Genomic DNA, 13,733 nt, shown 5'->3' with positions numbered 1-13,733 from the left:
GGGATCACCGTGAGGTTCTGCGCAGCAGGTAGATGTCCATGATCCACCCATTTTGCTCGCGGGCCCGAGCGCGCCTTCTGGTGATGTCCGGCGCGATGTCGCCAAGCCTGCCGTGCATGAGCAACTGCTGGGGCATTCCCAGATAGGCTCCCCAGTAGATGTCGATGTCGGCTTCCGTCACCTGTTCGTACGAGCATTGGCCGTCGAGCATAACGACCAAGGTGTCTACGCCGGATGGCCAGCCGTGCTCGCGCAGTTGGCGGCCTGTGGTCACTTGAAATGGAGCGCCGATCTCATTGAGGGCAATGCCGTGGGCGCTGCACAGAACCTGCATGGACGTGATGCCCGGCACAACCTGAACCTGGTCATGGGCAAGGCCCAGGCGCGAAGCAATGCGCAATGTGCTGTCATAGAGGGCCGGGTCGCCCCAGACGAGCAGGGCCACACGCCCTGAATGGGCCGGTAGATGGGTTTGCAGGCTCGCCTGCCAGCGCTGGGCGATGGCGTCATGCCATTCATCCACCTGGCGGTCGTAGTCTGTGCCTTGCTGGCGGCGCACAGGCATATCGAAGTGGGAAATCCTGCGGTCATCTATCGAGAGATCGCGTAGAAGCGACAGTCTGACTCGCGCCAGTTCGGCTTTGTTGTCTTCTTTGTGCGGCAGCAAGATCAGGTCGGCGCCGCGAATGGCTTTCTCGGCCTGTCTTGTGATGTGGTCAGGGTTGCCGGTGCCGATGCCGATCAGAAACAGCTCCAGCATCAGGCGTCCTCGGATCCGGAGGGAAAGCGCGGCTCGTCGCCGCGCGGACGGTAGCGTCGGTCGTAGTCGTTCGCGTAAAGGCGGCTAGCCCCGAAGTCCTGCTGACTCAGGGTCGAACCGACCAGGATCAGCGCGCTGCGCTGCAAGGGATTTGTCTGCGCGGTGGCCGCGATTTCGCCCACGCAGGTGCGAACCACCAGCTCGTCGGGCCATGAGGCGCGCCAGACAATGGCTGCCGGGCATTGCGCACCGTAGTGTCGGATGAGCTCCTGCTGCACCTGCGCAGCCACATGCACAGACAGATGAATCGCCAGCACTGCACCTGTTGCAGCGAAGGCGGCCAGTGTTTCTCCGTCGGGCATGCTCGATGCTCGGCCCGAGGTGCGAGTGAGCACCACGGATTGGCAGGAGCCGGGCAGAGTCAGCTCTGCCTCCAGGGCGGCCGCTGCCGCGCTGAAGGAGGGCACGCCGGGCGTGACGGTATACGGAATCTCCAGTGCCCGCAGACTGCGCAGCTGCTCGCCCATGGCAGACCAGATGCTCAGGTCACCCGAATGCAGACGTGCCACATCGAGGCCCTGCGCATGAGCGCTCTGCATCTCGGCCACGATGTCTTCGAGGGACATGGGCGCCGTATTGACCAGGCGCACCTCGGGCGGGCAATGCGCGAGCAGCTCGCCGGGTACCAGCGAGCCGGCGTAGAGGCATACGGGGCAGGAGGCGAGCAGATTGCGCCCGCGCACGGTGATGAGGTCGGCGGCTCCTGGACCGGCTCCAATAAAGTGAACTGTCAAGAAGAAGCTCCAGTGGTGAAAGGAGAAGACAGCGGAATGAGGCCGGCAATGGCCAGCGTTGCGCGTCTGTCTGCAGAGACGAGGCGCGGCCACAGCAGCTCGCTGCCAGCTTGTTCGGCGCCGGCACGCAGCGCCAGCGCTTCGGAAACGCTTCCCGTGGCGAAGCGCTGCAGCAGCCGCTCCGAGGCAGAGGGGGTGGCCATGTGCCGGACCTCCGTGTCCTGGTAGGTGCGCCAGCGCGGGCGGAGCAAGGTCAGTGCCGCCCAGTCCTGCAAGGCAATCGCGGCGGAGGTGTGGCCTCTGGAACTCAGCATGGCGAATGTCCAGCTGCATCGCCTGCTGCCGAGCGGCAAAAGCCGCTGACAGGCCTGAGTCCAGCAGTCCGAAAATGACTGTTGCGTGGCATCCGATTTGAAGCCCCAGCCTGCAAACAGATGCGTCATGAACTGCTCCACACCCATTGAACCAGCGGTCGTGCGGGTGCCCAGGCATGCATGCTGCCGAGGCCGGAGGCTTCGCTCCATTGCAGCTGCAGCAACTGGCCGCCGTAGGCATGGTGCAGCTCCAGCAGCAGCGACTGGGTCTGCAACGCCACCGCATTGACCACCAGGCGCCATGGCTGGACCAGTCTTGTGCGCAGTGCCTGGAACAGCTCCGCGTTGAAACCACCGCCGACAAATACCGCCTGTGGCTCGGGGTGCAAGGTCGGCAGCAGGGAGAGGGAGTCGCCCAGCACCAGCTTCAAGGGCACCGCATAGCGCTCGGCATTGCGCGAGATGTTTGCCGCACGCGCGGCATTCTTTTCCACGCTGACGGCATGGCCCCCCGCCAGGCACCATTCGATGCCAACGGATCCGGAGCCTGCACCAAGATCCCACAGGCACTCGCCTCTGCGTGGGGCCAGCGCTGCCAGCGTCATGGCACGCACCGGACTTTTGCTGATCTGGCCATCGTGCGCAAATGAGGCTGTTGGCCTGCCTGGCACCTGTACCATGCCGTGCCCGCCGCGGGCTTCGAACGCCGCGGCGACGGGGGCAGGCACAGGCCGCTGGAGCAGGCTTGCCGCGAGTTCCCGGGCCGTGCCGCGGCGCATGCTCTGCTCCTGGCTGCCGGCTTGGGAAACCAGCCACATGGGGCTGTCCCCCCAGTCTTGCTCGGTCAGCCATGAAGCCAGGGTTTGCGCGGCCGCTGCGTCCCGCAGAAGGCAGATAAAGCGTTCGCCGCCGGCCAGCAGCGGTGACATGGTTTGCAGGCTGCGGGCATGCAGTCCGAGACAATGGCTGTGCTCCTGAGACCAGCCCAGCTCACCGGCAATCCAGGCAAAGGTGGATGGCTGAGGGTGATTGCGCCATTCGCCGACTTCAAGGTGTCTGGCCAGCGATGCCCCTGCTCCAAAATGGAAGGGGTCGCCGGAAGCCAGCACCGCGACCCGGCTTTGCCCGCGCAGCTGCAGCACCGGCTCCACGCTGAAGGGAACCGGCCATGTCCTGCCGCGCGCGCCCACCTGCGCCAGCATGAGATGACGAGGACTGCCGAACACAATGCTGGCATCATCCAGGTCTTTCCGGGCAGAGGGGCTCAAGCTTGGCAGCCCTGACGGATGGATTCCGATAATTGAAAGCCACGGATTGGCCATGACTCAAGTTCTCCTGCTAGGCGGCACCTTCGATGCCCATGTGTTGTCCAACCTGCTGCATGAAGCGGGCGTGCCGGCCATTTATTCGTATGCGGGGGCCACCCAGACCAGGCGCCTGCCTGCATTGCCGATGCGTGTCGGCGGATTTGGCGGGGTACGGGGGCTGCTTCAGTATCTGCGCGCGCACCGCATCAGTCATGTGATTGATGCCACCCACCCTTTCGCCGCGCAGATGAGCGCCAATGCGATCGCCGCATGCGCGGAGGCCGGCGTCCCTCTGTTGTCCATGGAGCGCCCCGCCTGGCAGGCCCATGCCCAGGACCGGTGGATCCATGTCCCCGACATGGCGGCGGCTGCCTGCATGCTGCGCCCGGAATTCCAACGCGTATTTCTTGCCATAGGACGCAAGCAGCTGGCGGCATTTGCCGGCAAGACCGATGCACGCCGGTTTGTGCTGCGCGTCATCGATCAGCTGGAGGAAGACTTGCCGTTGCCAGCCTCCAGCTATGAGTTGATCGTGGCGCGCGGCCCGTTTCAGCTCGGCGACGAGCTGGAGCTGCTCAAGCAGCGCGCCATTGATTGCATCGTCAGCAAGAATGCCGGTGGAGCGGACACCTACGCGAAGATCGAGGCAGCGCGTGCGCTGGGCATTCCGGTCATCATGGTGGACAGGCCTTTGCTGACCCGGCGCGAGCAATGCCAGACTCCGCAGCAGGCCATGGACTGGTTGCGTCAGACGCGCTGAGTGCGGACCGCTGCGATCAGGCATGGGCTGCAACTCCGTAGCTGCGCGGTGTGTAGACATGCTTGCCCACCCGTCGGGTCTGGCTGCTGCCGACGATCACCAGCGTGCGCATATCGGCCATATCGGCGCTTGCCTGCTCCAGCCGGACGACCTGCAAGCTCTCATCGGGCCGGCTGACATTGCGGGCAAAACAGATCAGGCGGCCGGGTTCGCATTCCTGCTGCAGCACGCGCAGCGCGCGGACAAAGCCCTCTGGCCGCGACCTGGAGCAGGGGTTGTAGAACGCCATGGCGAAATCGGCCTGCGCGGCCAGGCGGATGCGGTGCTCGATGATCTGCGCGGGCTTGAGGTTGTCGGACAGATTGATGGTGCAGAAGTCGTGCCCCAGCGGCGCACCCAGACGGGCTGCGGCGGCCAGCATGGCGGTGATGCCGGGCTGCACCTGCACGTCCACGGCCTGCCAGCGGGCCAGCTCCTCGGGGCAGGCCTGCTCCAGGACCTCAAACACGGCACTGGCCATGGCAAACACGCCGGGGTCGCCAGAGGACAACATCAGCACCTTGCGGCCCTGGGCCGCAAGATTCAGGGCACTGCATGCGCGCTCCAGTTCCTCGCGGTTGTCGCTGGCGTGCAGCTGCAGGTGCTCGAGGCCCTGCAGCCGCTCCACATAGGGAAAGTAGCCAAAGGCATCCGTTGCGCTGGCGATGCTGGCGCGCACCTGCTGCGTCAGCAGCGCATCGTCGCCGGGGCCCAGTCCCACGACGCACAACTGTCCCTGCAATTCCTTGCTGTTCATCGTGAGCCTGCTAAAGGTCATTGGCTGGCCGGCGACCCTGTCCATGCACGATCACGATGGCGAAATAGGGACAGCGCTCCGGCGCATCGCGCAGCGGCATCACCTGCTGATCGCTCATGCTGCCGTTGATCACCAGCCAGGCCTGATCGAGCTTGCCCAGTTCGGTCAGCAGCGTGCGTATGCGGCCCAGATGACGCCCCACCTTCATGATGACCAGCGCGTCCGAGCGCGCCATATGCTCGCGCAGCGGAGCATCGGGCAGGGTGGCCGGCAGAACGCTCATCACATCGTCGCCCCAGGTGATGGGGATGCCGGTGGCATGCCAGCAGCCCACCATGCCGGGAATGCCGGCCAGCACTTCTACCTCCACAAGGCCTGCCTGGCGCAGGCGCACATACAGGTGCATGAAGGAGCCGTAGAAGAAAGGGTCGCCCTCGCAGAGCACGATCACATCCTCGCTGCGTGTCAGCTCCGTCAGCCTGGACTGCCAGTCCTGATAGAAGCTGGACAGCTGGGCGATATAGCGTGGGTCGTCATGTGGGATTTCGGTGGTCAGCGGGTACTCCATCGGATACTCCGTGACCTCGGCATGCAGCAGGCCATTGACCAGCTGCCTTGCCTTGCCGGGATGGCCGCGCTTGCGGAAATAAGCCACATGGCGTGCATTGCGCAGCAGGCGGTCGGCTTTCACGCTCATCATTTCCGGATCGCCAGGACCCAGGCCCACACAGACAATCTTCCCGAGGTTCATGGTGTTTCCTTCACTCCAGCGGCGTGGCCAGCGCGTTGACGGCGGCCACGGTGATCGCCGAGCCGCCAAGGCGGCCCTGGACGATGGCGAAGGGAACTTGTCCCCATTCGCGCAGCGCGTCCTTGGACTCCGCCGCTCCCACAAAGCCCACGGGGCAGCCGATGATGGCCGCAGGACGTGGGCAGCCGGGGTCCTGCAACATGTTGAGCAGGTGAAACAGGGCCGTGGGGGCGTTGCCGATGGCCACCACGGCACCGTCCAGATGCTCGCGCCACAGCTCCAGCGCAGCCGCGCTGCGGGTATTGCCGATTTCCGCTGCCAGCGCGGGCACGCGCGGGTCCTGCAGGGTGCAGATGATGGGATTGCCGGCCGGCAAACGCTTGCGCGTGATGCCTTCGCTGACCATGCGTGCATCACAGAGCACCGGGGCGCCGCGTTGCAAGGCCGCCTCAGCGACTTCTGCGAAGTTCGGTGAAAAGTGGATGTGGGATGCCAGCTCCACCATGCCGGCGGCATGGATCATGCGGCAGGCGACACGCTCTTCCAGCGTGCTAAAACGTTTCAGATCTGCCTCGCGGCGGATGATGCTGAACGATTGCCGGTAAATCTCTTCACCGCGCTTTTCATAGGTGTGGGTCATGGAGCTGTTGCTGTATATCGTGGAGATCGGAGCTCGACGCCCGATACCGGGTCGCAGGCAGGGGCCGTTGTTGTGGCCCAGCAGGGCCTGTGTTGAGCCAGACCTGCCCGCTGGCATCGGTGCCGGCAAACACAATGTGAGTGGCATCGGCAGGCAGCGCGCAAAGCTTGGCGCAGCCGCTGATGTGAAGATGCTGGTCGGCCAGCAGCCAGTCTGCAATTTGCAAGGCCATGGACTGGGCAGGAATATGGGCTTGCGGGCATCCGGGGGCGCCGGTGCAGGCTGAAACTCGCAAGCGCATGTCCGTGGGCCGGGTAATCCATTGCGATGCATGGCGCAGAGGAACAGGCGCAGGCGATTCCTCATGCAGCACCAGGAGAGATTTCCAGGGTGTTACCCGAATCTCGGAGTGCGCGGGCAAGCCGGCTGCCAGCTTCTGCATGGCCGGGGCATCCACGCGACCGAGGGGAGCTCCGATGAGCAGGCCTTGCGGATTGGGCGTTCCAGGCCGCAGCGGCCCGGCGCCTTCATTGGCCCAGATGGCGTAATGCCGCGCAGCTCCGAGGGCCGGTGCATTGGGCGTGCGGGACTTCAGAAGATGGTGCAAACGGGCAGCGGGCCGGGCTGCGGACGTCATGCGCTCACGGGCAAACCACCGGGCGACCTGTATTGCCGCCTGCACCGCATGTTCGTCGCTCTCAAAGTAATAGCATTCATCCGCCTGACCGAGAGCCAGGCCGTAGCTGCCGTCATGGGCCGCCCATAAATGCAGGTCCGAGCTCATGCTGCGTAGCCGCCGCTCCGGATCATCCACCAGCATGCCGAATTTGCCGGGCAGGGCACCTGCGCTCTGCTTCCGCAGAGCCAGAGGGCTTAGATACCTGACCGCCGCCGCAGACAGCGCCTGCGCCAGCGCATGGCTGCGATCTCCCGTGGCATAGAAGGGAGTGCAGTGCACGGCCGGAGCCAGATCAGCCTGTTCATCGGCAGGGGCCAGCCCTGAGGCGATGAGCTCTGAGCGCAGGGCGGGCAGGGCCGATTCATGCACGCCGCGCAGCTGCACATTGCCCAATCGGGTCAGTTCGATCTGGGGGGCGGCATGGGTCTGTGCAAGTTTGGCCAGTACCAGCCATTGCGCGGCAGTCAGCGATGCGCAATGGGGACGCACCCGCACAATCCAGCCGTCCTGCGCCTGCATGGGCCTCCATGTGCTCGGGCACCAGCCGCGAATCTGGATGGAGTCAGGGCTGGACAAGCTCTGCTCCATGCCGTGCGGCCAGCGCACAGCCGGCCCGCCAGGGCATACTCGATCCGTAATTTCCATGCAACATGCGATATCCACAGTCGGTATGGCCGGTACCCGGGCCAGACAAACGAAATGTGCAGGGGAAAAATGCAGATGATTGGCGCACGCCTGTGCAGGCCTATCAAGTCACATGCAATCCCGCTGCGCCTTGTACACATCAGGCCGGTCTCCGGACTTACAGAGCCCACCTTGCGAGGTGGAATTTCGATGCGCCTTCCCGCTTTCGCAGTGACTGCCGTGGCCGTGAGCCAGGGCGTGCATCTCTATATCTCTGATTACCGTTGCGGGTGCAGTGCAGGATTGATGGAGCGTCCAATCACCTGCTTCTCGTTTCACCCCAGGGCGTAGAACACGCCATGAGGCACCTGTGGTGGCACGGATCTTACGCGATATCGCAGTGCTCGGAATCCACTCCGGCGAGCTTCCTCGATGCTCTCTTGCCCTGACCCGCTTGGCGACGAGGCGGGCCGGCAAATTCTGGAATGCCTGCGAAACCTGCCTGCGCCTGCCGATTCCCAAAAAACAGATAGCTTGTATCGCTTGCCGTATGGGTGCGAAAGGCTTATCGGGCCGATATTTCGAGTGGCAGCCGCAGCGAGCCGGGCCAGGCCTTAGCCAGTCGCTCGGCACCGTCAAACCGGCGTTGCGCGCCGCCTGACGGCGCTTCACAGTCCACCCATATCTGCGCTGCGGCGGGTGCCGGCTGCTGCTTGAGCTGCAGCACATCGGGGCTGCGGAAGTCGCTGATCACCCACAGGCAGGAAGGCTGTTGCGGATATCTGGCTGCCATGTCCCAGGCCGCTTGCAAGGCAGAAGCCAGCGGCGTGCCTCCACCGCCCGTCAAAGGCTCGATCAGATCTGCATTCCAGCGCGGAGCTCGCGTGGGCTCAAGCAGCCAGCGCACCTGAGCCGCGCCAAAGCACAGCAGGGCCACGGATTCGCGCTGCAGATAGGCCCAGCGCAGCCATTGCAGCAGCAGTCCCTTGGCTTGCGCAAACGCGCCGCTTTCCACCATGGAGGCCGAGCAGTCCAGCAAAAACAGGTGCTGGCTGCGCGAAGGCCTCTCGGGCTGACGCCAGCGCAGATGTTCGGGGGCCAATGGCCGGTTCTGGCGCGCGCGCAAGGTGGCGGGCCAGTCGACGGATGCGCCAGCTATTTTTCGTGCAGAGGGTGCTCCATGGCCGGCCAGTGCCACGCCATGGCTGGCGGTAGCGGCTTGCCCCCGGCCGGCGCTCAGCGCTGCGAGCCGGGGGCTCGGGCTTTTTTTGCGGCCAGAGCCTCCAGGGCGGCCTGTGCCATGGCATCGGCCTGTTGCGCATCAAAGGCCGCGCTGCCGATAGGCCGAGGCTGGCCCCAGTCCGCTGGCGGCTGCTTCAGGCCCGGGGCCGGCCCTGCTTCCTGGGGCAGAGAGGATTGGGCATTGGGTGAGGGCGCCTGGGTGCCGACCTCTGCATCTGGGCCGGCGGCGGACGGGGCAGGAGGGCGAACAGCAGGGCTGGGAGGCGTGGAGGCCGTTGGCTGTGCGGACCGGCTTGGGTTGCTGGCTGGATGCGGCCGGCCTGTGCGGTGCAGCAGCACCAAAGGGGCGACCTCTGCCGCATGCTCTGGCGTGATGGCCGGGCAGCCTTGCCAGGCCGCCAGCGCACGGGCGGCGCGCAGCATGACCAGGTCGGCGCGCAGACCATCGACCTGGGCGGCAATGCACTGCCGGGCCACGGCCTCATGGACGGCATCGGTCCAGGGCAGCTCGGTGGCATCGCGACAGCGGTCGCGGGCCTGTGTCAGGCGCTCGCTGATCTGCAGTTGCTGGGCCGCATGGGAGCGCACAAAGGCCTGAGGATCCAGATCAAAGCGCAGCCTGGCCTTGACGATGCTGCTGCGCAGCTGGGGATCTTGCGCGTTGCCTAGCTGCACGCACAGGCCCAGCCGGTCCAGCAGCTGGGGGCGCAGCATGCCTTCTTCGGGGTTCATGGTGCCGATCAGCACAAAGCGCGCCGCATGGCTGTGCGAGATGCCGTCGCGCTCTATGCGGTTCACGCCCGATGCCGCCACGTCCAGCAGTACATCGACGATGGCGTCGGGCAGCAGATTGATTTCATCGACATAGAGCACGCCCTTGTGTGCCTTGGCGACAAGGCCCGGCGCAAAAGCCAGCTCGTTGCCTGCCAGCGCCTTGGCCAGGTCCAGGCTGCCGATCACATGCTCGATAGCCGCGCCCAGCGGCAAGGTCACAAACGGCGCGGGTGCCAGCACATCTGCGAGCGCGCGTGCCGCCGTGGACTTGGCCGTGCCGCGCGGGCCCTGAATCAGCACGCCTCCCAGCAGCGGCTCGATCGCGGCCAGCAGCAAGGCCTGCACCAGCGCGGGCTGGCCTTGTATGGCCGAGAGTGGAAATACGGGTGCCGGATCGTGGTTCGGGCTCATTGGGAAAGTTGTCCTTCCATGAATTCTTCGTGCTCCAGCATCTGGGCGAGCAGGCACTGGTGCAGCGCGCCGGGCTGCTCCCACATGCCACGGTCTATGGCTTCCAGCAGACGCGAGACGATATCGCCCAGCGCCTGGGGATTGTGTCGGCGCATGAACTGACGCACGGCATCATCCTGCACATAAGCCTCGGTGACCATGGCGTAGTGGGCATCCGAGACCAGCGCCGTAGTGGCATCGAAGCCAAACAGATAGTCCACCGTGGCCGCCATCTCGAAGGCGCCCTTGTAGCCGTGGCGCATGGCGCCGGCAATCCACTTGGGATTGGTGACGCGGGCGCGCACCACGCGACCGATCTCCTCGGCCAGGGAGCGAATTCTGGCCGACTGAGGGTTGCCATGGTCGCCGTGATAGACGGCAGGCTCGGCACCGCCCAGATGGCGCACGGCCGCCACCATGCCGCCCTGATGCTGGTAGTACTCGCTGGAGTCCAGCAGGTCATGCTCGCGGCTGTCCTGGTTCTGCAGCACCACATCGAGTGCCTGCAGACGCCGCTCCAGCGCGGCGCGGGCCGGCACGCCATCGGCCTGCTGGCCGTAGGCGTAGGCGCCCCAGTGCAGATAGTGGCGTGCAAAGTCGCCTGCATCGGTCCACTGGCCGGTACGCAGCAGCTCATGCATGCTGGCACCGTAACTGCCGGTGGGCGCTCCGAAAACGCGCCACAGCGCCTGTTCGCGGGCCGCGTCGGCGCCCAGGCCCTGGTCCATGGCGGTTTGCGTATCCCGCAGCACACGCGCGCGGATGGGATTGTCCTCGGCGTCCTCGTCCTGCTCGGCCACGGCGCGTACCGCAGCATCGAACATCTGCACGACATTGGGAAAGGCATCGCGGAAAAAACCGCTGATGCGCAGCGTCACGTCAACGCGCGGGCGACGCAGGCCCACGGCAGGAATGACTTCAAAGTCGGTCACGCGCTGGCTGCCGGCGGCCCATTTGGGACGCACCCCGATCAGGGCAAAGGCCTGGGCGATATCGTCGCCGCCGGTACGCATGGTGGCCGTTCCCCAGACGGAAAGACCGATGGCCTGCGGATATTCGCCATGCTCCTGCAGATAGCGCTCCAGCAGGCGCTGCGCGGACTGCTGCCCCAGCGCCCAGGCGGTCTGGGTGGGGACGGCACGGGTGTCCACGGTGTAGAAGTTGCGCCCCGTGGGCAAGGTGTCGCAGCGCCCGCGCGAGGGCGAGCCGCTGGGCCCGGGTGGCACAAAGCGCCCTTGCAGTGCGCGCGAGAACTGCAGCAACTCCTGCGGGCCGCAGGCGTCCAGTGAAGGTGCAATCTGCTGCTCTATGCGCGTCAGCACCTTCTGGGTGTGCGGCCAGTCGTGGGCCAGCGCGGGATTGGCAATGACCTGCAAGGCCAGCAGCTCGAGCCGCTCGCGCGTGTCGCCGCCATGGCGCCAGGCGCCGCCATCCTGTTGTTGCAGCGCGGCCGGGCGTGGGCCATTCCATGGGACGGCTGCATCCATGTCCAGCGGGTTCCAGTCCATGCCGGGGAAAAGATCGACGGCCAGCGCATTGAGCAGGCCCTGCTCGTTGCTGGTGCTGCCGGGATAGCGCGCCAGCGAGAGCAGGGTGGAGTCGCGCAGAGCGCCTTCGGGCGAGCGGCCAAAGATATGCAGGCCGTCGCGAATCTGGGTTTCCTTGAGTTCGCACAGATAGGCATCGATGCGTTCCAGCAACTGCTCGTCGGCATCGGGTTGCGCGCTCGCTGCTTCAAGGCCTAGCTCGCGCAGCAGGTCCTGCTGTCTGGCACAGTCCAGAATCTGCTTGCGCAGCAGGCCGGAGCGACGCAGGTCGACCAGCAAGGCTTCGTAGTATTCGTCCACCAGTCGTTCCAGCTCCTGCATGGGGCCGTGATTTTCGGCGCGCGTGAGCGGCGGCATCAGATGGTCGATGATGACGGCCTGGCTGCGGCGCTTGGCCTGAGCCCCTTCGCCGGGGTCGTTGACAATGAAGGGATATACATGCGGCAAAGGCCCGAGAATGGCGTCGGGCCAGCATTGCTGCGACAGCGCCAGGCTCTTGCCCGGCAGCCATTCCAGATTGCCATGCTTGCCTACATGGACCATGGCGTCCACGCCAAACACATCGCGCAGCCAGAAGTAGAACGCCAGATAGTGATGGGGCGGCACCAGCTCCGCATCGTGGTAGCTGGCATAGTCATTGCGTCCATCGAGAGAGCGCGCGGGCTGGATGCCGACAAACACATGGCCCAGCTGCAGGCCCGCAATCATGAACCAGCCATCGCGCAGCATGGGGTCTTGCTCGGGCGTTCCCCAGCGGGCGGCGATGGCCTGGGCCATATCACCGGGTAGCTGATCCAGCCGCTGGCGATAGCTTTGCAGGGAATAGCCCTGGCTCGCAGGGCGCAGCGGCCATTTCCCGGGATCGTTGGCAATGCCTTGCTGCAGCTGGTCCATCAGCGCCAGACCCGATGCCGGCAGGGCGGAGGCATCCCCCAGGTTCCAGCCATCGCGCGTCAGCTGTTCCAGCAGGGCCATGACGGACTCGGGTGTATCCAGGCCCACGCCGCTGCCCATGCGTGCCTCGCTGCCCGGGTAGTGGGCCAGTATCAGCGCGGCTTTTTTCTGTGCCGCGGGCTTGCTGCGCAGCTGGCACCAGCGCCAGGCCAGCTCGGCAATCCAGGCAATGCGGTCGGGCTCGGCCTGGTAGCTGATCACATCGGTCTGCGTCAGCTCGCAGCGATGGGCCAGGCCCTTGAAGCTCATGGCGCGCGTCATGATGCGGCCGTCCATCTCGGGCAGCACCACCTGCATGGCAATGTCGCGCGGGCGCAGGCCCTGGCTGTCGGCCAGCCAGTCCTCGCGGTTGCTGCCGCTGGCAATCACCTGCAGCACGGGAATGTCGCCGGCCAGCGCATCGGCCGCTTCACCGGTGCGCGCATGTTCTCCGAGGGCTGCAAACGCCGTGGTGTTGAGAATGATCTGCACCTGGTGGGCGATGCACAGGGAGCGCAGCGTCTGCAGGCACAGCCCGTCCTTGAGGGATTCCAGGGCCAGCGGCAGCGGGTTCAGGCCGCGCGCGAGCAGGGCCTCGGCCATGGCGTCGAAGGCCTCGGTATTGGCCGCCAGCAGATGCGAGCGGTAGAACACCAGCATGGCCACGGGGGCGCCGGGCGTCCAGCGGGCCTGCAGGTCGTCGAGGCCCGGCAGATGTCCGGCATCGTCATCCAGCCAGCTTTGCGGCACATGCACGGCCACGGGGGGCAGCACACGCACGGGCGCTCCCTCGCGGCCCTGGTTCAGGCCCCAGGCCGCCGCCATGCGCAGGAACTCACGTGCATTGCCCAGGCCGCCGGCGCGCAGGTATTGCCATAGCGCACGGCTTTGCTCGGGATCCAGCGTGCCCTTGGCCAGCAGCTCCAGGTCTTCCTGGTTGTCGCCAGAGAACATGGCCAGTTTCTGGCCCTTGCGGCGCGCCAGCCTTTGCAGCTGCTCTATGCCATAGGGCCAGGTGGATTCGGCCCCCAGATGATCGACGATGACCAGCCTCGCATGCTGCAGCACCTCGTCGATATACAGGTCGAGCGAGGCGCTCTGGCGCAGATGCAGCAGATTGGCCAGCCTCAGCGTGGGCATGGACCCTGCGGCCTGGGGCTCGGTCTGCAGCCACAGCCGGTAGGCATCTGCCAGCAGCGACAGCGTGGTGTCGGCAGAGCTGAGCACCACCATGTCGGCAGGCGTCTGGTCCAGACGGGTGATGATGCTGTCGTCTTCGATAAAGCCGCCGGGGCGGGTGCTGAGCAGATGCATGGTTCAAAAACAGTAGCTGATGGCGCTTTTCAGCAAAGGGCTAGGGCC

12 protein-coding genes and 1 riboswitch are annotated in these 13,733 nt (G+C 65.5%); of the genes, 1 reads left to right on the top strand and 11 read right to left on the bottom strand.

The genetic code is table 11. The annotated features are described in order from the left end of the window. Positions 1-4 precede the first annotated feature (4 nt). From cobF to AB6724_RS12680, 4 genes are read right to left on the bottom strand one after another with little or no spacing between them, the layout of a single operon-like run. Positions 5-760: a precorrin-6A synthase (deacetylating) gene (cobF, locus tag AB6724_RS12695; protein ID WP_369338890.1), complete on the bottom strand. Its 756-nt coding sequence runs from the start codon at positions 758-760 to the stop codon at positions 5-7. Continuing rightward, positions 760-1,554, bottom strand: a complete 795-nt coding sequence (cobM, locus tag AB6724_RS12690; RefSeq protein WP_369338889.1) for a precorrin-4 C(11)-methyltransferase — start codon at positions 1,552-1,554, stop codon at positions 760-762. Before cobM ends, cobF begins: the two co-directional genes overlap by 1 nt. After that, a complete protein-coding gene (locus AB6724_RS12685; RefSeq protein WP_369338888.1) occupies positions 1,551-1,997 on the bottom strand; it encodes a cobalamin biosynthesis protein in 447 nt (148 codons plus the stop codon). Before AB6724_RS12685 ends, cobM begins: the two co-directional genes overlap by 4 nt. Beyond that, the gene (locus AB6724_RS12680; protein ID WP_369338887.1) at positions 1,994-3,190 is read right to left on the bottom strand and encodes a bifunctional cobalt-precorrin-7 (C(5))-methyltransferase/cobalt-precorrin-6B (C(15))-methyltransferase; all 1,197 of its coding nucleotides are present in this window, start codon (positions 3,188-3,190) and stop codon (positions 1,994-1,996) included. The genes AB6724_RS12685 and AB6724_RS12680 overlap by 4 nt, the downstream gene beginning before the upstream one ends. On the opposite strand from AB6724_RS12680, the gene AB6724_RS12675 reads away from it, so the two are divergent. Next, positions 3,183-3,935: a cobalt-precorrin-6A reductase gene (locus AB6724_RS12675; RefSeq protein ID WP_439329865.1), complete on the top strand. Its 753-nt coding sequence runs from the start codon at positions 3,183-3,185 to the stop codon at positions 3,933-3,935. The genes AB6724_RS12680 and AB6724_RS12675 overlap by 8 nt on opposite strands. A gap of 16 nt (positions 3,936-3,951) precedes the next feature. Here AB6724_RS12675 and cobJ read toward each other — a convergent pair whose 3' ends face one another. The 7 genes from cobJ to cobN all read right to left on the bottom strand — a co-directional run bounded on the left by cobJ (position 3,952) and on the right by cobN (position 13,685). Next, positions 3,952-4,731, bottom strand: coding sequence for a precorrin-3B C(17)-methyltransferase (cobJ, locus tag AB6724_RS12670; protein WP_369338885.1), 780 nt, complete (start codon positions 4,729-4,731; stop codon positions 3,952-3,954). 10 nt (positions 4,732-4,741) lie between these two features. Beyond that, positions 4,742-5,482, bottom strand: coding sequence for a precorrin-2 C(20)-methyltransferase (gene cobI / locus AB6724_RS12665; RefSeq protein WP_369338884.1), 741 nt, complete (start codon positions 5,480-5,482; stop codon positions 4,742-4,744). A 10-nt stretch (positions 5,483-5,492) separates the two neighbouring features. Beyond that, the gene (locus AB6724_RS12660; protein ID WP_369338883.1) at positions 5,493-6,122 is read right to left on the bottom strand and encodes a precorrin-8X methylmutase; all 630 of its coding nucleotides are present in this window, start codon (positions 6,120-6,122) and stop codon (positions 5,493-5,495) included. Beyond that, on the bottom strand, positions 6,106-7,377 hold the full coding sequence (locus tag AB6724_RS12655; RefSeq protein ID WP_369338882.1) for a ferredoxin-like domain-containing protein: 1,272 nt from the start codon (positions 7,375-7,377) through the stop codon (positions 6,106-6,108). Before AB6724_RS12655 ends, AB6724_RS12660 begins: the two co-directional genes overlap by 17 nt. A gap of 194 nt (positions 7,378-7,571) precedes the next feature. Continuing rightward, positions 7,572-7,812, bottom strand: a riboswitch (cobalamin riboswitch). Between the two features lie 178 nt (positions 7,813-7,990). Then, on the bottom strand, positions 7,991-8,623 hold the full coding sequence (locus tag AB6724_RS12650; RefSeq protein ID WP_369338881.1) for a vWA domain-containing protein: 633 nt from the start codon (positions 8,621-8,623) through the stop codon (positions 7,991-7,993). Between the two features lie 38 nt (positions 8,624-8,661). Next, entirely contained in the window at positions 8,662-9,852 is a 1,191-nt protein-coding gene (locus AB6724_RS12645; RefSeq protein WP_369338880.1) for a magnesium chelatase ATPase subunit I, read from the bottom strand. Then, positions 9,849-13,685, bottom strand: coding sequence for a cobaltochelatase subunit CobN (gene cobN / locus AB6724_RS12640; RefSeq protein WP_369338879.1), 3,837 nt, complete (start codon positions 13,683-13,685; stop codon positions 9,849-9,851). Before cobN ends, AB6724_RS12645 begins: the two co-directional genes overlap by 4 nt. Positions 13,686-13,733: the final 48 nt, after the last annotated feature.

Source organism: Comamonas guangdongensis (assembly GCF_041079535.1).
Lineage (GTDB): Bacteria > Pseudomonadota > Gammaproteobacteria > Burkholderiales > Burkholderiaceae_C > Comamonas > Comamonas guangdongensis.
The sequence above is the reverse complement of the archived record's forward strand: the minus strand, read 5'-3'. Positions and strand labels throughout refer to the sequence as shown.

What these genes read in the sequence shown, in the direction of transcription:
- cobF (WP_369338890.1), bottom strand. Translation starts at nt 760, where the DNA reads ATGCTGGAGCTGTTTCTGATCGGCATCGGCACCGGCAACCCTGACCAC.
- AB6724_RS12685 (WP_369338888.1), bottom strand. Translation starts at nt 1,997, where the DNA reads ATGACGCATCTGTTTGCAGGCTGGGGCTTCAAATCGGATGCCACGCAA.
- AB6724_RS12680 (WP_369338887.1), bottom strand. Translation starts at nt 3,190, where the DNA reads ATGGCCAATCCGTGGCTTTCAATTATCGGAATCCATCCGTCAGGGCTG.
- cobJ (WP_369338885.1), bottom strand. Translation starts at nt 4,731, where the DNA reads ATGAACAGCAAGGAATTGCAGGGACAGTTGTGCGTCGTGGGACTGGGC.
- cobI (WP_369338884.1), bottom strand. Translation starts at nt 5,482, where the DNA reads ATGAACCTCGGGAAGATTGTCTGTGTGGGCCTGGGTCCTGGCGATCCG.
- AB6724_RS12660 (WP_369338883.1), bottom strand. Translation starts at nt 6,122, where the DNA reads ATGACCCACACCTATGAAAAGCGCGGTGAAGAGATTTACCGGCAATCG.
- AB6724_RS12645 (WP_369338880.1), bottom strand. Translation starts at nt 9,852, where the DNA reads ATGAGCCCGAACCACGATCCGGCACCCGTATTTCCACTCTCGGCCATA.
- cobN (WP_369338879.1), bottom strand. Translation starts at nt 13,685, where the DNA reads ATGCATCTGCTCAGCACCCGCCCCGGCGGCTTTATCGAAGACGACAGC.